The organism is Paraburkholderia kururiensis (assembly GCF_034424375.1).
GTDB classification, from domain to species: domain Bacteria; phylum Pseudomonadota; class Gammaproteobacteria; order Burkholderiales; family Burkholderiaceae; genus Paraburkholderia; species Paraburkholderia kururiensis_A.
The window spans coordinates 6,479,913-6,499,115 of record NZ_CP139965.1 but is presented as its reverse complement, the minus strand read 5'-3'; the positions used below and the strand labels follow the sequence as shown (position 1 = coordinate 6,499,115).

Genomic DNA, 19,203 nt, shown 5'->3' with positions numbered 1-19,203 from the left:
GGCGCGGCCGTTTCAAATTCCGCGCGGCCCACTCGTCTAGTGAGTGCGCCATTCCGGCATGGCGTGGTTTCGAAGACGTCCGGCGCACGCGCCGGCGTCTTCCTTTTTTTGCAGAGACCGGCGGGCCCGGCCTCTGTACCTGGTCGATCCCTGCTCGATCAAGCCGGCAGCTGGAAGCTCGCAATGGCGTCGCGCAGCGCGCTCGCCTGGTCCTTGAGCGAATGGGCCGCGGCGGCAGCCTGTTCCACGAGCGCCGCATTCTGCTGCGTCACCTGGTCCATCTCGCCCACGGCGCGATTCACCTGCTCGATGCCCGCGCTCTGCTCGCGTGACGCATGGCTGATCTCTTCGAGAATCTCGTTCACGCGCTTCACGGACTGCACGATCTCGGTCATGGTGGAGCCTGCGTTGCTGACGAGTGCGGCGCCGCCTTCCACAGTGTCCGTCGACTTCTCGATGAGCGCCTTGATCTCTTTGGCCGCCGTGGCCGAGCGCTGCGCGAGGCTGCGCACTTCCGCTGCGACCACCGCGAAGCCGCGGCCCTGTTCGCCTGCGCGCGCCGCTTCCACTGCCGCGTTCAACGCAAGGATATTGGTCTGGAACGCGATGCCGTCGATCACGCCGATGATGTCGCCGATCTGCTGCGCGCTGTGCGTGATCTCGCCCATGGTGCGCACCACGTCGTCCACCACGCGGCTGCCGCGCGTGGCGATGTCCGCCGCTTCGCTGGCGAGCGTGGCCGCCTGCGTGGCGCTGTCCGCGTTCTGCTTCACGTTGCTGGTCATCTGGTCCATGCTCGACGCGGTCTGCACGAGCGCGGCGGCCTGTTCTTCGGTGCGTTGCGAGAGGTCGGTGTTGCCCGCCGCAATTTCGTTGGCGCCCACGTTGATGTTCTCGGCGCCGCTGCGCACGCGCCCCACGGTATTCACGAGCGAGTCCTGCATGGCGCGCAGCGCGAAGAGCAGGCTGCGCTCGTCGTTGCCTTGCACGGTGATGTGCGCCGTGAGGTCGCCCTGCGAAATGCGGTGCGCCGTTTCCAGCGCCGCTTCCAGTTCGCCGCCCAGGCTGCGGCGCACGCTGCGCAGCACCAGCACCATCACGACCGTGGCGATGGCGCCCAGCGTCACGGTGATGACGAGCCAGCGCGCGAGGCTCGCGAAAAACGCCGTGCGCACGTCGTCCATGTACATGCCCGTCACGGCGATCCAGTCCCACGGCGCGAAGCGCAGCGCGTAGCTCGTCTTGGGCACCGGCTCCTGGCTGCCGGGCTTCGACCACAGGTAGTCGACGAAGCCGCCGCCTTCCTTGCTCGCAGCGTTCACGATGTCCGTGAACATGTGATGGCCGGCCGGATCGGTGAAGTTCGCCATCTGCTTGCCGACCAGTTCAGGCTTGATGGGATGCATCAGCATGACCGACTGCGAATTGTTGATGGAGATGTAGCCGTCCGCGCCGTAGCGCATGGCCGCGACGTCGGCGAGCGCCTGTTTCTTCGCCTCGTCTTCGGTCATGACGTGCTGTTCGGAGAGCGCGTAATAGTGCTTGATGACGCTATTCGCCTGCTGGATGAGCGAGACGAGCTGGGTACGCCGTTCGGCGATCATCGACGTGCGGCTTTGCCAGGCGCCGAACGCACCGATCAGGATCAGACCGATCCAGAGGACGACGATCATCGACCCCAGTTTCTGGTTGAGAGTTCGCTTGTGCATGGTGGGCTCTTTGTTTTGTCAGGCCGCTCTCGGGTAACACGCGTCCCCGGCGGGGTTCACCTTTCTAACGGCATGGGAGATACCGCAGCGCAGCAGGGGAAACCCGTAATTTTCTGACTTGAGCCCAGCCCGGTTCGTCGCACGCTTGCCCGCGGTGCGAGTGTGTGCCGCGTGGTTTGCAGCGGCTGCGATTCGTCCGTATTGGCTGCGTTCGCCGCTATGAGGGCGCTATCGGCACAGTGCCGCGACGCATTCGTCTTCTTCGTGATGCGGCCGACGTGCGCGATGCGCGCCCGGACGCGAGACCGGATCTTTCTCGGGCGGTCCTTCGGGGCGCTGAGGTTCGTCGTTGTGATGGCCCGGCGTGGGCGGCGACGTGCGCTCGCTGTCGGGGTCGCGCGTGGGGTCCGCAAGCGGATCGGGAATGGGAGCGGTATGCATGCGGATCATCAACTCACCTCGCGGGAAGGAGCGGGGCCGGCGTGCTTCGAAAGCACGAGGGAAGCAGCCGGCGCTCGTCGGTCGTCGTCTTTCATAGCGTAGGCGATAGCGCGCGGCGATGCAGGCACTTCGATGCGCCCGCACGCGGCTCATGAAGCCGCTTTTTTTGCGCGCTTGCCGTGGTCGCGTACGGCGTCGAGCTGCCAGTAGCGTTCGGGCGCGAACACGTCGTCGTAACCGTTGGGCAGCGCGCGCAGTTGACTCTCGTAGGCGTGTACCGCTTCGCGTTTGGCGAACGCCTGGCGCGACGCGTCGAGCGTGTGGTCGTGTGCCGGATGCGCGGGCGTCGCGGTAATGCCGCGTTCGAGCAGATCGGCGAGACGTTCCTGCACGAGCCCCGGCAGGCGCCGGTAAATGGCTTCTTCATAGGCGAACCACGAGAGATGCGCGAGCCGCGGCAGCACTTCGCAACAGGCCTCGAACACGAGCGCGTGATCGCTGTGAAAGAGCCCGAGCGGCATCAGCAGCGTATTGGCCGTGGACCCGTAGATCACTTCTTCGAGCGCCGCGGCGAGCGTGCTCACGGTGGGCGAGTTCAGGTATTGCGCATCGAGAAACGGCATGCGGACCGGAATCGCATCGAGCACTTCGAGCGCGCGATCGTCCTCGCCCGCGCGCATGCGAATGGCCTCGTGCGCGCCGCTGAAACCGGACTGCTTGTCCCAGGGCGTGGACATGTCGTGCTCGGGCGCACCGGCAAACACGGTGCAGACAGCCGCGTCGGGATGCGTGGCGAGCAGGGCGCCGCATCCGAACACGGCATCGTCGAAGTGAGGGGAAACGATAAAGAGGCGCGGGCTGGTTTCGCTCATGGGCGTCGGAACGGGTGAGGGCAACATCGGGCCATGGCGGCGGCCGTTGTCGCAACGACGACACTGGCCGCCATACCGGCCATACGTGTGATACGTGCCATACGCGTGATAGCGGCGGTCACATCAGCTTAGACAACGGCACGCCGCTTTCGTAGGACATTTTCGCGGGCGAGGGGGCAGCGCAAGCGATGTGCCTGCACGCGCGTCGTCTCATTCGCCCTTGAGGTCGGCCGGCGTGTCGACGTCGCGCAGGATGCCGGGGTCGTCCACTTCGATGCGCGTCACCGCGTGCGACGAGAGCAGGGCGCGCGCGCCGGTGTCGCCGTCCAGCGCCACGAGCGCTTCGCGATGCACCGCACCGAAGCCCACCGGATGACCGCGCTGCCCGCGATAGTAGGGTGCCGCGAGCGGCGCGCCCTGATCGACGGCACGCGCGACGGCTTCGACGGTGGAGACGGCGATCCACGGCATGTCGGCGAGCGAGACGACCCAGCCTTGCGCGTCGCCGGTCGCCGCGATGGCAGCGGCGAGGCTCGCGCCCATGCCGCGTTCGGCGGCCGTGGAGAAGATCACGTCGCAGCCTGCTTCGTTGAGCGCACGCGCGAGCGCATCCGCGCCGGGGCGAACCACCGCGACCACCTGAGGCACGACGAGCAGCAGACGATGCGCCGCTGCGTGCGCGACCGTCGTGCCGTCGGGCAGGGGCGCGAGCAGCTTGTTGCGCAGACCGTCGGGATCGAAGCGTGAGCCCGTGCCGGCGGCGAGCAGCACGCCGGTCGCGGACGATTCGTAGGAAGGCATGGGAACGGCCAGGTGGGGAATGAGGCCGATTGTGCGGCGCAACCGGTCGTGAGGCAAGCGTGGCGAACGGCGAGCGGCGATGTGCGGTCGCGTTGGCGCTGCGATACGCATTGGGCGCCGCGATATGGCGTTGGACGCTGCAATGCCGGCTCGAACACGCGCTTCGGCGCCGTTCATGCCATGCGGCCTCGTGCGCGTTTCATCCCGCCACGCACGTCCCCATGCAAGGACCGATGTGCTTCAACTGGACTGCGCACCGGTACCGGTCGACGCGGGCTGCGACGGCGTCGACCGTTGCGACGGCTTCGAAAACATGGCCTGGCACGCGGGCTTCAACTCGTCGTAGTGCGACTGCAGGCAATGCGCGATCTTCTGCCTGTTCGGAATGTCTTCCGCGCAGAAGTGAAACGCGTCGCCCTTGCAGGCGCTTTCTTCCTGCTTGCGCGACTGCGCATGGGACGAGCCGCTGAGCGCGAGCCCTGCGACGAAGAGCGCGCAGGCCAGCACGGCGTTTGTCGAGACGCGAATATTCATTGTTCCTCCCGGGCGTCTTTGCGGTGGCTGAAGTTCGAGTTGCGGCGTTCCTGTCGCCGGTGGCGCGGATGCCATGCAACCCTTGGCCGCTTCGCACGTAGCGTGCCCGGCACGACGCTTGCAGCGCTGCATGCACGATAGGGAGGAACAGTCATGACACGCTCTCGTCTCAGGCCCGCCATCGTCGCCACGGCGGCAACCATGGCAGCGGGCCTCGCGCTTCCCCTCGCGGCGGCGCGAGCCGACGATACGCCGAGCCCTTGCGCGGCGCTCAAACGCATCGTGGCGGCGGCGCCCCAGGGCTTCCAGTCGCTCGGCCCCGACGACGGACGCGCCGTCGCACAACCCTATGGCGACGACGCGCGCTGCACGCCGTCACGCTCGGCGTATCGATGCGAATGGACGCCGCGCGACGCGGGATCGTCGGCGGCTGCGTTGCAGGGCGTGGGTGCCGACATCGCCGCGTGCCTGCCCGATGCCACGCACGACCAGAACTCGCCCGCGCGCCAGCATTTCTATCTGGGCGCACGCAGCGATCGTACGGAAATTACGGCAGCGGCAGCGGGGGCTTCGCGGGTCACGCTGACGGTCTCAAAGCCGTAGCGGTGGCGTGAGGCAAGGGGCAGCGGACGTCGACGCAAGGGCGCCCGCTTGTAATTTCTTCCGTGCGGCTGCGCTCGCGTTCGCGTTGCGTCGCTTCTTGCGAGCGGGCCACAACGCGAAGCAAGGGCGCTTGCAAAAACACAAAGCGACGCCGAAAGACCTCAGCCCTGCGCCGCGGTCATATCGACGAGACCCGGAATGGCCACGTCCGGATTCACGTCGGCGTTGTAGTTCACGGACTCGAGGCCGAAGCCGAAGAGCCGCAGGAACTCGTGCTTGTAGCCTGCGAAGTCCGTGAGTTCGTAGAGGTTCTCTTTCGTCACGTGATTCCACAGGTCGCCGATGCGCGCCTGCACCTCGGGCGCCAGTTCCCTGTAATCGGCGCGCAGACGGCCCTCGTCGTCCAGATGCGGCGCGGCGCCGTAGAGGCTCTCGCGATACAGCCCGTCGACCTGCTCGATGCAGCCTTCGTGCGTGCCGTTTTCCTTCATCACCTTGAGCAGCAGCGCGAGGTAGAGCGGCATGACGGGAATGGCCGAACTCGCCTGCGTGACCACGGCCTTGAGCACGGCCACGCGCGCATCGCCGCCTTGCGCGGCGAGCTTCGCGCGGATGTCGAGCACCTTGCGGTCCAGGTCCTTCTTCGCGGCGCCGATGGTGCCGTTCCAGTAGATGTCGTGCGTGAGCGTGTCGCCGAGATACGTGAACGCCGTGGTCTTCGCGCCGTCGGCGAGCACGCCGGCATCGCTTAGCGCATCGATCCACATCTGCCAGTCTTCGCCGCCCATCACGGCCACGGTGTTGTCGATCTCGGCCTGCGTGGCAGGCTGGATCACCGTTTCGCCGATGGTTTCCTTGTCGGTGTCGAGGCCGCGCAGCGTGACGGTCTTGCCGATGGGCTTGAGCGTGGAGACGAAGGTTTCGCCGGTCACGGGGTGCGTGCGCCGCGGCGCCGCGAGGCTGTAGACCACGAGATCGACCTGGCCCAGATCGCGGCGAATGGTGTCGATGGTCTGCTGGCGCACGGCGTTAGAGAACGCGTCGCCGTTGATACTTTTCGCGTAGCGGCCCGCTTGCCGCGCGAACGTTTCGAACGCGGCGCTGTTGTACCAGCCCGCCGTGGCCGGCTTGCTCGCGCTGCCGGGGCGTTCGAAGAAAACACCGAGCGTGTCGGCCTCGTACCCGAATGCGGCGACGATGCGCGCGGCGAGCCCGTAGCCCGTGGAGGCGCCGATCACGAGCACTTTCTTCGGCCGCGCCGCAACCTCGCCCGCGGCGCCACCGCGGCGGTGCGCCGTCACGTAGTCGATCTGTTCCTTGACGTTGGCTTCGCAGCCGGCGGGATGGGCCGTGACGCAGATGAAGCCGCGCACGCGCGGTTTGATGATCATGTAATCCCCTTGTCGAGATGCCGGCCGTGGCCGCGGACGCAAAAAATCACGGCATTTTAAAGGAGCCGGCGAAGAGCCTGCCGCGAGGTGGCCCCGGCCCGCTCCGCGATGTGTCTGTCCGGCGCGCCGCCCGCCCACTGCACACGCCCATCCATGCCCTGCTGGCCGATGCCTTCGCGCATGGCGCGGTAGACTGCGGCAACTTCGATAAGGGGCTTCGACGCGCCAGGTCGGCAGCTAAGGTAGCAACTACGGCAGCAGCTCAATCAGGCGCCGGATCGGCGGCTGGATCAGGGACTACATGGACAGAATCGACGCCATACGGGTGTTCGTTGCGGCGGTGGACGAAGGCAGTCTCGCGGGCGCGGGGCGCCGGCTCGGCCGCTCGCCCGCGGCCGTGAGCCGGGCCGTTGCGTTTCTCGAAGAGCACACGGGCACGGCGCTGCTGCATCGCACGACGCGCACGCTGCGCTTGAGCGAAGCCGGCGAACGCTATGCGGGCGCGTGCCGACGCATTCTCACGGACCTCGAAGAGGCCGACCTGCTCGTCGCGGGCGAGGCCGCGGCACCGCGCGGCCTGCTCACGGTCACGGCGCCGGTGGCCGCGGGCGAGGAACTGTTGCAGCCCGTGCTGGAAGCGTTCATGGCGCTTCATCCGGACGTCACCGTGCGTCTGCAGTTGCTCGACCGTCCCGTGAGCCTCATCGACGAAGGCGTGGACGTGGCGCTGCGCATCGCGCATCTGCCCGACTCGTCGCTGATCGCGATTCCCGTGGGCGAAGTGCGGCGCGTGGTGGCGGCGGCGCCGGGTTATCTGGCCGGGCATGCGCCCATCGCGCAGCCTGCCGATCTTGCGGGCCATCGCATCATCGCGATGACGCATTTCGGTCTCGACTCGTGGAGCTTCCCGCCTGCGGGGCGCTCCACGGTTCCCTTCGTCGTGCCGTTCACGCCCTGCTTCACGGTCAACACGGTGCGCGCGGCGGTGGCGTTCGCCGCAGCGGGGCATGGCGTGACACGCGTGTTCTCGTATCACGTCGCTCAGGCGGTGCACGACGGCGCGCTGAAAATCGTGCTCGAAGACAACGAGCACGCGCCGCTGCCCGTGCATCTCCTCACGCCGCAAGGGCGGCTTTCGGTGCCGAAGGTGCGTGCGTTCGTCGACTTCGCGGCGCCGCGTCTGCGCGAACAGTTCGCGCAGCGGCAGCGGATGACCGACCGCCGTTGACCTTAACGCGCCGCCCGGCGCGCTCACGTGCGGGGCACGGATTCGATCGGTACGCGGAAGAATGTCTTCCGTAGCGAGGTCATTCAGTTGCAAAACGATTCAATCTAGACTGCCTTCCAGCGAAAGCCGGAACCCATTTCCGGCGGGAAGGAGTCGACGATGGATTACGCAGCAACCCGGGGCCGGGCGCAAGGCGCGGCTTCCTTCAATCTCTGGCGCGGCACCGTGGCGGGGGCGAGCGCGAGTCTGGTCGGTATCGGCCTCGCGCGTTTCGCGTACACGCCGCTCCTGCCCGCCATCATCGGCGCGCACTGGTTCGATGCTTCGAGCGCCGCGTATCTGGGTGCGGCGAACCTGGGCGGCTATCTGGCGGGCGCCCTCGCGGCGCACGCATTGGCGACGCGGTTTCCGGCCGCCACGGTGCTGCGCGCGATGATGGCGCTCGTCACGCTGGCCTTCGTGGCGTGTGCGCTGCCGGTGTCGTTTCTCTGGTTCTTTCTGTGGCGGCTCGCGTCGGGCGTGTCGGGCGGCGTGCTGATGGTGATGGCCGCGCCCACCATCCTCGCTCACGTGCCGCCTTCGCGGCGGGGCTTTACGAGCGGGGCCATCTTCACGGGCATCGGGCTCGGCATCGCGGCCTCGGGCACCCTCGTGCCGCTGCTGCTGCATCAAGGTCTGGCGCAGACCTGGCTCGGGCTTGCCGCGGTCTCGCTGCTGCTCACCATCGTTGCGTGGAACGGCTGGCCGCATGAGGAGCCGGCGGCGCCTGCATCGACAGCCACGCACGCTCACCACACGACGCACAAGACCCAGCCGGTGCGCGGACTGCGCGCGCTGTACGCGGGCTACGGTCTGAACGCAGTGGGCCTCGTGCCGCACATGATCTTCCTCGTGGACTATGTGGCGCGCGGTCTCGGCAAGGGCGTGGACGGCGGCGCGCAGTACTGGGTGCTGTACGGTCTGGGCGCGATGGTGGGGCCGCTCGTGAGCGGCCATCTCGCGGACCGCGCCGGTTTCGCACGGGCGCTGCGCATTGCGTATGGCGTGCAGATCGTCGCGGTGGCGCTGCCGCTGCTCGGGCTCGGCCCCGTGCCGCTGATGGCATCGAGCGTGGTGATGGGGGCCTTCGCGCCCGGCATCGTGCCCATCGTGCTGGGCCGCGTGAACGAAATGCTCGCGCATCACCCGGCGGCGCAGAAGGGCGCATGGAGCAGGGCCACCACGAGCTTCGCTGTGATGCAGGCGGTGGCCGCGTATGGCCTCTCGTTCCTGTTTTCGAGGACGGGCGGCGGCTACGCGATGCTGTTCGCCATCGGCGCAGCGGCACTCGTGCTGGCGCTGGTACTCGACCTGATCGTGGCGGCAAGGGCGAAATGAGCGGGCTGACCGACATGGAGGGCACGGTGGAGGAGAGCGGCACGGCTGCCGACGTCACCGCGGCCGCGCGCGCAACAGCCCTTCGCAGCTATGCCGGGCGCAACGAGCGTTACTGGCGGCGCAATCTCGCCGTCTGCGTGTTCGGCTCGTTCACCACGCTCGTGAGCCTCAGCATGTTGCTGCCGTTCCTGCCGCTCTACGTGCGGCAACTCGGCGTGAGTTCGCAGGCCGCCGTGATCCAGTGGTCGGGCGTCGCGTTCGGCGCCACGTTTCTCGGCACGGCGATCACGTCGCCGCTGTGGGGCCGGCTGGCGGACCGCTACGGACGCAAGCCGATGCTCGTGCGCGCCGCCATCGGCATGGCCGTGGTGATGTCGTTGATCGGCGTGGCTCACACGGTGCATCAGTTGGTGGCGCTGCGGCTCGCCGCGGGGCTGGTGGGCGGTTATGCGTCCGCGTCCACGGTGATGGTGGGCACCCAGGCACCGCGCGAGCGCGCAGGCTGGGCGCTCGGCGTGCTCTCGACAGGCGCGCTCGCGGGCAATCTGATCGGGCCGCTCGTGGGCGGCCTGCTGCCGGGCTGGATCGGCATTCGCGGCACCTTCTTCGCGGGCGGCGCGATGATCGCCGTGGCCGCGCTCCTCACCCTCTTCGTCGTGAAGGAAGACTTTCATCGCGGCGACGCCGGGGCACGGGCCGGGTCTCGTTCCGCCGCCGCCGGGCACGACGGCGCGCGCTTGCCCCAGCGCGCCCACTACGCGGTCATCGCCGCGCTGCTCGTCACGGCAATGATGGTGCTGCTCGCGAACATGTCGATCGAGCCCATCATCACGGTCTATATCGGCGGGCTCGGCGTTGCTGCGGATCGGCTCGCGCGCGTGGCCGGCGTGGTCATGGCGTGCTCGGCGCTGGGCAGCATGTTGACGGCGGCGCGTCTCGGCGCGCTCGCGGATCGCATCGGCAGCTGGAACGTCATCATCGGCTGCCTCGTGGCGACGGCGCTCGTCATGATTCCGCAGGCCTTCGTCACCGAGTGGTGGCAGCTTGCGGGGCTGCGCGTGCTGATGGGCATGACGCTCGCTGGGCTGCTGCCCGCCATCGCGAAGCTTGCCCGGCACGCCGTGGACGAACGCAGCACCGGGCAGATGCTGGGCTACCTGCAGTCCGCGCAGTTCAGCGGCCAGGTGGCGGGCCCGCTGATGGGCGGGCAGATTGGCGTGCTGTTCGGCTTGCACGCGGTGTTCTTCGTCACCGGTTCGCTGCTGATGCTCTGCGCGGGGCTTGCGCACTGGGCACGCAGGGCGTGAAGCGCGCGGCGGCGTTCGACGCGCTGCTGCGCTCGAGCGCGTTGCTCACGCCTGGGTCGGACGCATCACCTTGTCGAGCGTGATGGGCAGATCGCGCACGCGTACCCCCGTGGCGTGATAGACGGCATTGGCAATGGCGGCGGGCACGCCCGTAATGCCGATCTCGCCGATGCCGCGAATGCCGAGCGGATTGAAGTGCGCGTCGTTTTCGTCCACGAACGTGACGTCGATGTCGTGGATGTCCGCGTTCACCGGCACGTGGTACTCCGCGAGGTTCGCGTTCGTGAAGCGCCCATAGCGCAGATCGAGTTGCGTGCCTTCTTCGAGCGCGGTGCCCACGCCCCACACGATGCCGCCTATCAACTGGCTGCGCGCGGTCTTCGCGTTGAGCAGCCGTCCTACGCTGTAGACCCCTACGATGCGCGCCACGCGAATGGTGCCGAGGTCCGCATCCACGTGCACTTCGGCGAACACGGCGCCGAACGAATGGAACGAGTAGCGTGCCTTCTCTTCGCCGGGCTTCGTGGTGCTCTGCGCTTCGATGGGCTGGCCGCCCGCCCGCGCGATGACGGCCGCGGCCGGGTCGCGTCGCGAAGCATCGCTGCGGCTCGTCACCCAGCCGTCTTCCACGGTCACGTCTTCGGGCGCGGCGCCGAAGAGCGGCGAGCCCTTGTCGGCAACGGCGGCGGCGATCAGCTTCGCGCGCGCCTGCAACGCCGCGTCACGCACCGCGGGCGCGACGCTGGCCGCCGACTGCGAGCCGCCCGACACCGGCGCGCGCGGCAAGGTCGAATCGCCCAGCGCGAAGCGGATGTTCCGCGGGGAAAAGCCGAGGGCATCCGCGGCCACCTGGGTCATCACCGTGTAGGTGCCCGTGCCGATGTCCTGCGTGCCCGAGGCGACCATGGCCGTGCCGTCGGGCAGGATGCGCGCGATGGCCGACGCCTCGCTGCGATTCGCGGGATACGTCGCCGTCGCCATGCCGAGCCCGACCAGCGCGTCGCCGTTGCGCATGGAGCGCGGCGTGTTCGTGCGGCGCGACCAGCCGAAGCGCTGCGCGCCTACGCGGTAGCACTCGCGCAGCGCCTTGCTCGACCACGGCTTGCCGTCCTGCGGATCGACCTCGGCGTAGTTGGCGAGCCGCAGCGCGATGGGGTCCATGCGCAGGCGCCACGCGAGTTCGTCCATGGCCGATTCGAGCGCGAACGAGCCCGGCGTTTCGCCCGGCGCGCGCATGAAGGTGGGCGTGCCGACGTTGAGCGGCACGAGCCGGTGCGTGGTGGCCTGATTCGGCACGGCGTAGAGGATGCGCGTGGCGAGGCCGCACATCTCGGTCCAGTCTTCGAAGGTCGAGGTGTTGGCGAGCGAGTCGTGACGCATGCCGGTGAGCGTGCCGTCGTGACGCGCGGCGAGCACAAGGCGCTGCTCGGTGTGCGGGCGGCCGCCCACGGGGCCGAACATCTGCGGGCGCGTGAGCGCGAGGCGCACGGGCCGGCCTGTCTGCTTCGCGGCCATCGCGCACAACGAGACGTGCGACCACGACGACCCCTTGCAGCCGAAGCCGCCGCCGAGGAACGGCGAGATCACGCGCACGTTGTCGGGCGCGATGCCGAACACGGCGGCCACCGCCGTACGCGCGCCCGAGACGCCTTGCGTGGAATCGTATAGCGTGAGCTGCGGGCCGTCCCAATGCGCCATCGTGGCGTGCGGCTCCATGGGGTTGTGGTGCTGCATCGGCGTGGTGTAGGTCACGTCGAGCACGGCCGCGCCTTCATGCAGGCCGGCCTCCACGTTGCCGCGCTGCGTGGCCATCGGCCGGCCCTGCTGGTCCGGCGGCGTGTGGGCGGCGGCCCTGGCGCGCTCGAAGTCGAGCGCGGCAGGGCTCGCGCGGTACCGGATGCGCAGGGCGTTGGCAGCGTCCGTTGCGTGTTCGAGCGTGTCGGCCACCACGACCGCGACGGGCTCGTTGCTGTAGCGCACCTGGTCGTCCTGCAACAGCGTGAGCCGGCGCCCCGCGGGCGGCGACAACGGCGAGCGCCCGCCGTTGGGCAGACGCATGGCGTTTTCGTGCGTCATCACGAGCAGCACGCCGGGCATGGCCTGCGCGCGGCTCGCATCGATGGACGCGATGCTGCCGCACGCAATCGTGCTCGTGACGAGCACCGCATGCGCAAGACGCGCCTCGGGAAACTCGGCGGCGTAGCGTGCCTCGCCCGTCACCTTGAGCACGCCGTCGATACGATCGAGCGGCTGGCCGGTCAGGTTGTTCATGCGAAGTCTCCGATCTGTCCTGCGGCGCGCTTCACGCAGCGCACGATGGCGCGTTGTGCGAGCGGCACCTTGAAGGCGTTGCCCTCGAGCGGCTGGGCGTCGCGCAGGGCGAGGGCAGCGGCGTCGCGCAACGTGGCATCGGTGAGGCGCTGGCCCGCGAGCCGCTGCTCTGCTGCCGTGGCGCGCAGCGGCTTGTGCGCCACACCGCCCAGCGCGATGCGCGCTTCCTTCACGGTGGGGCCGTCCATCTGCAACGCAGCCGCGACCGAAACGAGCGCGAACGCGTAGCTCGCGCGGTCGCGTACCTTGAGGTAGTACGCGTGATCGGCAAAGCGCGGCGGCGGCAGATCGACGGCGGTGATGAGTTCGCCGGGGTCGAGCGTGGTATCGAGATCGGGACGGTCGCCCGGCAGACGATGAAACGAGGCGAACGGTATCTGCCGCTCGCCGCTCGGACCGCTCACGAGCACGACGGCATCGAGCGCCGCGAGCGCCACGCTCATGTCCGACGGATTCACGGCCACGCATTGCGGGCTCGCACCGAGTATGGCGTGCATGCGGTTGTGGCCGCCCATCGCCGCGCAGCCGCTGCCGGGGTTGCGCTTGTTGCACTGGGCGAACGCGGGATCGTAGAAGTACGGGCAGCGCGTGCGCTGCATGAGATTGCCGCCCACCGTGGCCATGTTGCGCAACTGTGCCGATGCACCGGCGAGCAGCGCCTGCGAGAGCAGCGGATAACGCGTGCGAACGAGCGCATGGTTCGCGGCGTCGCTGTTGCGCACGAGCGCGCCGATGCGCAGGCCGCCGCCCGGCCGCGTATCGACTGAATCGAGCCCGCCGATGCGCGTGATGTCGATGAGCTTGACGGGATGCGCTACGCCGCCCTTCATGAGGTCCAGCAGATTCGTGCCGCCGCCGATGAACACCGCGCCCGGCTGCTGCGCGGCACGCACGGCGCTCGCGACGTCGGTTGCGCGTTCATAGGAGATCGCTTCCATGTGGGCTCGCTCCTGTCGGTTGTCTGTTGCGTGGATCGGTGCGTGAGTTACGTCCTGGCCGTATGCACAGCGCGCACGGCGGCCACGATGTTCGGATACGCGCCGCAGCGGCACAGGTTGCCGCTCATGCGTTCGCGGATCTCGTCGTCCGAAAGTTGCGTGGGACGCGCGCGTACGTCGTCGGTCACGGCGCTCGCGGTGCCTGCCGAGAATTCGCTTAGCAACGCCGTGGCCGAGCACAGTTGGCCCGGCGTGCAGTAGCCGCACTGAAACGCGTCGTGTTCGATGAACGCCTGTTGCATGGGGCTCAGCACGCCGTTGTTCGCGAGGCCTTCGACAGTGGTGATGCGTTCGCCATCGTGCATGACGGCGAGCGTGAGACACGCGTTGATGCGGCGTCCGTTGGCGAGCACCGTGCATGCGCCGCATTGACCGCGATCGCAGCCTTTCTTGGTGCCCATGAGTCCGGCGTATTCGCGCAGCGCATCGAGCAGCGTGACGCGCGGTTCGAGTTGCAGCGTGTACTCGCGGCCGTTGATGTCGAGCCGCACAGGTTGCGGCGGGACGGCTGCGCGCGGCGGCGTGGGCGACGTCGACGGCGGCACGGTGGAGGGCGCCGCCGCCTGAGGCGCCTGCGCACGGAGCGCCGGTGCGGCGCCTATCGTTGCGGCCGCCGCTGCCGATTGCAGAAAGCGGCGTCGGGCAGTGCTGGGTGGCGGGCTGGGCAGACCGGAGGCGTCGGGCCGATGAGTCGATGCCGTCGCCTCGTGCTCAGGCGTGTCGGTCTCGCCGGGTGTCGTGATGGATCGATCGCTTGACATGACGTTCTGCTCGCTCCATGAAAGATGGACGCAGAGGGCGCGCCGCGCACGCCGCTCGCATTGCGTTTCACCGCGAACGGGGTGACGCAGGCACGTGCATCGGATGATGCCAGCCGCCTTCATGGCCGCTTTCACCGCTGTTTCTGCGGCTACTTTTACAGCGTGATAGCCGCTTCGCAGCACGTTCCGATGCAGCAATTTCAGTGCCGCGCAGACGTTGCGTGCCCGCGCGTCAACGTCGGACGTTGCACGGATCGCGCGCGAAAGTAAAGCGGATGCAGCGGCTTTTTTTCGACATGACGGCGGTGTGGCGCGAGGCTGTCACGCAGATGGCGGCATGCTGGCGTGATGGACAGAAAACGTCGCGGAGCTGAGTGAGCGGCGAATGAGCGGTGAATGAGCGACGTTGCACGGGCAACGTGCGATTTGTCTCTACGCTCTCTCGTTCACTGCTTCGCGTTTCGCCTGCGTGCGCCATTGCGCGGGCGTCACGCCAACGTAGCGCTTGAATACGCGCTGGAACGCGGCGTCGGATTGATAGCCCACCGCTTCGCCGATCTCCGCCACCGGAAGCTGCGTTTGCGCGAGCTTGCGGCCTGCGAGCGTCATGCGGATTTCGGTCAGCACCTCGGCAGGCGAGCGACCCAGCGCTTCTTCGAAGTGGCGCACGAACGTTGCACGCGACATGTGGCAGCGCGCGGCGAGGGCGGGCAGGGTCCACGGTTGCGCGGGCTCGTCGAACATCGCGGCGATGGCCGGTTGCAGACGCGGACGCTGCGCGAGCGCGAGCAGGCCGCGCGGCGCGTCGGCAGATTCGCTCGCGCAGCGCAGCGTCAACGCGAATAGCGCGCCGGAAAGCTGATTCACGATCGTTGCGTAGCCTGGGCGCTGTTCGAATGCTTCTTCCCGCATGAGTTCGATGAGTCGCGCGAGACGGCTGGCCGCGAAGGCGGCATCGCGCTCGTCGGGCTTTTCTTGCTCGATCGTCTCAGTCACGCTGCTGACCACGAGGCGCTCCGGCAGATGGTCGCGTAGCAGCTGCTGCGGCACGACAGGCAACACGAAGCGTCCGCAGAGGAGGTCGGCGCCGTCGCGCGTGCTGGCGTTGGTCGCGATGGTGAGTCCATCGACGTGCTTTTCACGCGCGGCGCGCGGCCGCTTGCCGCTGCCGTCGTGCACGACATGCGCGCTGCCGGATGGGAACAGCACGATGTCGCCGGCCTTCATGCGCCATGCGGATCGGCCGCGCCCGGCGCCCGGTATTTCGACGATGGCTTCGCCGCGCACCAGCACGTGGTAGCGAATTTCCCACTCGCCGGCGCGCGGCTCGTCGAGCCGCCACGGCGAGCCGAAGTGGCAACGCACGTCGAGCCGTCCTGCGACGGGCATCAGCGAGAGGAGTCGGTCGAGTAGTTCCATGTGAGACGTTTGGGCATGAATGTGCGCCATTGTGGCATTAAACGGCTCGCCATGTGCACCTACACTGACGTCCATGCCATACGACATGGCACACCCCCTCAACTCAGGAGCACATCATGACCCGTCTCACCAGCATCCGTCCCGAAGCCGCCACCGGCGCCGCCGCCGAAGTCTTCGCGAAGATCAAGAAGGCTGTGGGCAAGGTACCGAATGCCTACGTCACCGTCGGTTCGCACAGCCCGGAAGCGCTTTCCGCAGCGCTCGCGTTCGATGCCGCGGTGGCCGCGAGCACGCTCGGCAAGTCCGATATCGAAGTCATCAAGCTCGTGGTGAGCGAATACGCGGGCTGTGATTACTGTGTGGCTGCACACACGCTGATGGGCAAGCTCGCGGGATTGTCGGCCGAACAGACGAAGCAGGCGCGTTCGGGTGCAGCGACCGGCGACGCGAAGCGCGACGCGCTCGTGACATATGTGCGCACGCTGGTGGGCACGCGCGGCACGGTACCCGCCGAAGCGGTGGAAGCGATTCGCGCCGCCGGCTACACGGAACGCCAGGTGATCGAGATCAATCTCGCGATTGCGTCGATCACGTTCACGAACCTCGTGAACCGCGTGAACGACACGGTCATCGATTTTCCGGCCGTTGCCTGACCGTAGCGCGAAGGCGCCGATTGTATCGATCGCAAAAACAGTGATTTCAGGCGCGGCCCGTTTAACGCGGACCGCGCAACTCCTACACTGGCATCCAACAGCTTCAGACAAACACGGTCTGCGGCTTACCTGATAAACAAACTTTGGAGGTTCATCATGAAATCGCTCATCAAGTCCGTGGTTATCGCCCTTGCTGTCGCCGCTCCCGTGGCTTCGTTCGCGCAATCGAATGCGCCCGTCACGCGCGCTCAACTTCGCGCGGAACTGGTGCAACTGGAGAAGGCCGGCTACAACCCGGTTTCGGACCGCGTCGACTATCCGGCACGGCTGCAGGCAGCGCGAGCGCGCGTGGCCGCGCAGAACGCCGATGCGCAGGGTTATGGCGGCACGGTGACGGGTTCGTCGCAATCGGGCCAGGCCACCGACATGCAAGTGTCGTCGTACTCGGCGCCGATCTTCGTGCGTCATTGATGCACGAAGCGCCGGCCGGATGAATCGGCCGGCGCTTGTGTTTGTGCGGTATTGGAAGGCGCAGGCTGAAGGATCAGGCCCGTCACTCCCGGTTATCGGGAGGGACGGGCTTTTCCGTTTGAGGGCTCGTTTGGGGGCTCGTTTGCAGGCTATTTTGCGCGACGCGATTATCTCGCCACGCAAAATAGTGATTTCAGCGAAGGCCCGTTTAACTGCGATGGCTCAACTCCTACACTGCTATCTAACAGCTTCAGACAAACAACGAACGGTCTGGAGCTTGCCGGACAACAAACTTAGGAGGTTCATCATGAAATCGCTCGTCAAGTCTGTAGTAATCGCCCTTGCTATCGCCGCGCCGGTGGCTTCGTTCGCGCAATCGAATGCGCCTGTGACGCGTGCGCAGGTTCGCGCCGAACTGGTGCAACTGGAAAAGGCCGGCTACAACCCTTCCGGCGACCGTACCGACTATCCGTCGCAACTGCAGGCCGCTCAGGCACGTGTAGCCGCGCAGAACGGTGACGCGCAGGCTTATGGCGGCACGGTGGCGGGCTCGTCGCAATCGGGTCAGCCTGCTGAGCGGCAAGTGTCGCCGTACTCGGCTCCGATCTTCCTGCATCACTAAGCAGCGAGCGGGGCGCATCGAAGCGCCCCGCCTAAGCCAGGTGTCAGTCGATGCCGTGGAAGATGGCGTCGTCGGGCCCGAGCCACGCGGGCCGCTTCCACGTCGCATCGCGCATCGAATGCTGGACCAGTTTCTCCACACCAAGCAGCACCGCGAAGATCGCCATGCGCACCGGAATGCCGTTGTCGGTCTGCCGGAAGATGGCGAGGCGCGAGTCGTGGTTGAGGTCCGTTGAAAGATCGTTGGCGCCGGGTCGGCTGTCGCGCGGCAGCGGGTGCATGATCAGCGTGTCCGGGCCGCACACGGAATCGACCAGCGCCTGGTTGATCTGGAATTCGGGCGTGTAGCCTTCGAACGATTCGTCCGCGAAGCGTTCTTTCTGGATGCGCGTGGCGTACACGACGTCGGCCCCGCGCAGGCCGTCCGCAAGCGCGTGAGTTTGTTCGACCATGTGGTCGTTGCGCGAGATCTGCTCGATGATGTAGCTCGGCATTTCCAGCGTGGGCGGCGAGATCAGCGTGAACTTGATGCCGCGATACAACGCGAGCAGCTTCACGAGCGAATGCACCGTGCGGCCGTATTTGAGGTCGCCCACCAGCGCGATGTGGGCGCCGTCCACGATCTTGCCGAGGCGCGAAAACTCGCGCTGGATGGTGTAGAGGTCGAGCAGGGCCTGGCTCGGATGCTCGCCGGGACCGTCGCCGCCGTTGATGACGGGAATGTTCGTGGCGCGCGCGAATTCAGCCACGGAGCCTTGTTCAGGATGCCGAATTACCATCGCGTCGACGTAGCCGCTCATCACGCGGCTCGTGTCGTAGATGGATTCGCCTTTCGCCATCGACGAGAACGTGAAGCCCGTCGTGTCGCATACCGATCCGCCCAGCCGGCAGAACGCCGCGCCGAAGCTCACGCGCGTGCGCGTGCTGGCCTCGAAGAACAGGTTGCCCAACACGGCGCCTTCCAGCACGCGCGAGATTTTCCGGCGCTGGGCGATGGGCTGCATGATGTCGGCTACGCGAAAGAGCGCTTCCACGGCGTCGCGCGAGAACTGATCGACGGAAAGCAGTTGCGGCTTGCCTTCGAACAACATCTGGCTGGCAAGCGACTGCGAATCTACGCTTTGCGTATGGCCATCGCCCGGCTCGGCGTTGACCACGATCTCCGAAACGAAGCGCTCCACGATTTCAGGCATGCCGCGCGACTCCTGCGAGTCGTCGGGCAGAAGCCACGTGTCCAGCGCCCTGCGGGACACACCGATGCGGCTCGCGAAGGAGTCGCGGGTCATGTTCAGACGCCGCATGGCGTCGCGAAGGAAGGCTTGTTGGGGGACGCTCATGGTGGCACCGTGCGGTTGGTCGGTAGGGGAAATCTATACGCGATGCGTATATTAATTCGCCGGCGGGGGAAGTCAAGCGGATTCGGCCTGAGTTTGCGCGTACACACGGCGTCGTCTGTTCGCCCCTGGCGCCACTGCCGTCGAAATCCGGTTAAACTGCCGCCCATGCATTCCGCCGCCCTTATCCAACATCGTGTGTTCGTGCCCGCCGGTTTCGCCGCGCGGGCCGCGGTGGCGTGCATGTTCGCCGGTTCGAAAGCCAAAAAACAGCTGCTCATCTGACCGGAGCCTGCTGTTCCGTCAGATGTGCGACGGAACAGTTGGCAGCCCCGGCCCCGCAATATCCCCG

Annotated in this window: 18 protein-coding genes; 7 read left to right on the top strand and 11 right to left on the bottom strand. The window is 67.2% G+C overall.

Going from position 1 to position 19,203, the window contains the following annotated elements; genetic code table 11:
* Positions 1-158 precede the first annotated feature (158 nt).
* From U0042_RS28975 to U0042_RS28955, 5 genes are all read right to left on the bottom strand, one after another.
* Complete coding sequence (locus U0042_RS28975; RefSeq protein ID WP_114811343.1) at positions 159-1,709, bottom strand: methyl-accepting chemotaxis protein; 1,551 nt, start codon at positions 1,707-1,709, stop codon at positions 159-161.
* A gap of 228 nt (positions 1,710-1,937) precedes the next feature.
* The gene (locus U0042_RS28970; protein WP_198665328.1) at positions 1,938-2,150 is read right to left on the bottom strand and encodes a hypothetical protein; all 213 of its coding nucleotides are present in this window, start codon (positions 2,148-2,150) and stop codon (positions 1,938-1,940) included.
* 149 nt (positions 2,151-2,299) lie between these two features.
* Entirely contained in the window at positions 2,300-3,022 is a 723-nt protein-coding gene (locus tag U0042_RS28965; RefSeq protein WP_114811345.1) for a PIG-L deacetylase family protein, read from the bottom strand.
* A gap of 210 nt (positions 3,023-3,232) precedes the next feature.
* Entirely contained in the window at positions 3,233-3,823 is a 591-nt protein-coding gene (locus U0042_RS28960) for a nucleotidyltransferase family protein (protein ID WP_114811346.1), read from the bottom strand.
* A 240-nt stretch (positions 3,824-4,063) separates the two neighbouring features.
* Positions 4,064-4,357 carry a hypothetical protein gene (locus U0042_RS28955; protein WP_198665322.1) on the bottom strand — a complete coding sequence of 98 codons (294 nt, stop codon included), beginning with the start codon at positions 4,355-4,357 and terminating at the stop codon, positions 4,064-4,066.
* A gap of 153 nt (positions 4,358-4,510) precedes the next feature.
* Here U0042_RS28955 and U0042_RS28950 point away from each other — a divergent pair, with 153 nt between their 5' ends.
* Entirely contained in the window at positions 4,511-4,960 is a 450-nt protein-coding gene (locus tag U0042_RS28950; protein WP_114811347.1) for a hypothetical protein, read from the top strand.
* 161 nt (positions 4,961-5,121) lie between these two features.
* Here the strand turns inward: U0042_RS28950 and fabV are convergent, their stop codons facing one another.
* Positions 5,122-6,351: an enoyl-ACP reductase FabV gene (gene fabV / locus U0042_RS28945; RefSeq protein ID WP_114811348.1), complete on the bottom strand. Its 1,230-nt coding sequence runs from the start codon at positions 6,349-6,351 to the stop codon at positions 5,122-5,124.
* 301 nt (positions 6,352-6,652) lie between these two features.
* Between fabV and U0042_RS28940 the strand changes: the two genes are divergently transcribed.
* From U0042_RS28940 to U0042_RS28930, 3 genes are all read left to right on the top strand, one after another.
* The gene (locus tag U0042_RS28940; protein ID WP_114811349.1) at positions 6,653-7,579 is read left to right on the top strand and encodes a LysR family transcriptional regulator; all 927 of its coding nucleotides are present in this window, start codon (positions 6,653-6,655) and stop codon (positions 7,577-7,579) included.
* Positions 7,580-7,738: 159 nt separating this feature from the next.
* Positions 7,739-8,956: a YbfB/YjiJ family MFS transporter gene (locus tag U0042_RS28935; protein ID WP_114811350.1), complete on the top strand. Its 1,218-nt coding sequence runs from the start codon at positions 7,739-7,741 to the stop codon at positions 8,954-8,956.
* Positions 8,953-10,263, top strand: coding sequence for an MFS transporter (locus U0042_RS28930; RefSeq protein WP_114811351.1), 1,311 nt, complete (start codon positions 8,953-8,955; stop codon positions 10,261-10,263). Before U0042_RS28935 ends, U0042_RS28930 begins: the two co-directional genes overlap by 4 nt.
* A 45-nt stretch (positions 10,264-10,308) precedes the next feature.
* Here the strand turns inward: U0042_RS28930 and U0042_RS28925 are convergent, their stop codons facing one another.
* From U0042_RS28925 to U0042_RS28910, 4 genes are all read right to left on the bottom strand, one after another.
* Positions 10,309-12,534: a xanthine dehydrogenase family protein molybdopterin-binding subunit gene (locus U0042_RS28925; protein ID WP_114811352.1), complete on the bottom strand. Its 2,226-nt coding sequence runs from the start codon at positions 12,532-12,534 to the stop codon at positions 10,309-10,311.
* Positions 12,531-13,532 (bottom strand): FAD binding domain-containing protein, encoded by a 1,002-nt coding sequence (locus tag U0042_RS28920; protein WP_114811353.1) that lies wholly within the window; start codon positions 13,530-13,532, stop codon positions 12,531-12,533. The genes U0042_RS28925 and U0042_RS28920 overlap by 4 nt, the downstream gene beginning before the upstream one ends.
* Positions 13,533-13,579: 47 nt before the next feature.
* Positions 13,580-14,353, bottom strand: a complete 774-nt coding sequence (locus U0042_RS28915) for a (2Fe-2S)-binding protein (protein WP_114811354.1) — start codon at positions 14,351-14,353, stop codon at positions 13,580-13,582.
* 432 nt (positions 14,354-14,785) lie between these two features.
* Positions 14,786-15,772, bottom strand: coding sequence for a cupin domain-containing protein (locus tag U0042_RS28910; RefSeq protein WP_114811356.1), 987 nt, complete (start codon positions 15,770-15,772; stop codon positions 14,786-14,788).
* A gap of 116 nt (positions 15,773-15,888) precedes the next feature.
* On the opposite strand from U0042_RS28910, the gene U0042_RS28905 reads away from it, so the two are divergent.
* From U0042_RS28905 to U0042_RS28895, 3 genes are all read left to right on the top strand, one after another.
* Positions 15,889-16,425 carry a carboxymuconolactone decarboxylase family protein gene (locus U0042_RS28905; RefSeq protein WP_114811357.1) on the top strand — a complete coding sequence of 179 codons (537 nt, stop codon included), beginning with the start codon at positions 15,889-15,891 and terminating at the stop codon, positions 16,423-16,425.
* A 156-nt stretch (positions 16,426-16,581) separates the two neighbouring features.
* Positions 16,582-16,896 (top strand): DUF4148 domain-containing protein, encoded by a 315-nt coding sequence (locus U0042_RS28900; protein ID WP_114811358.1) that lies wholly within the window; start codon positions 16,582-16,584, stop codon positions 16,894-16,896.
* A gap of 307 nt (positions 16,897-17,203) precedes the next feature.
* Entirely contained in the window at positions 17,204-17,518 is a 315-nt protein-coding gene (locus U0042_RS28895; protein ID WP_114811359.1) for a DUF4148 domain-containing protein, read from the top strand.
* A 43-nt stretch (positions 17,519-17,561) separates the two neighbouring features.
* On the opposite strand, the gene U0042_RS28890 is transcribed toward U0042_RS28895, so the two are convergent.
* Positions 17,562-18,854: an aspartate carbamoyltransferase gene (locus U0042_RS28890; protein ID WP_114811360.1), complete on the bottom strand. Its 1,293-nt coding sequence runs from the start codon at positions 18,852-18,854 to the stop codon at positions 17,562-17,564.
* Positions 18,855-19,203 lie beyond the last annotated feature (349 nt).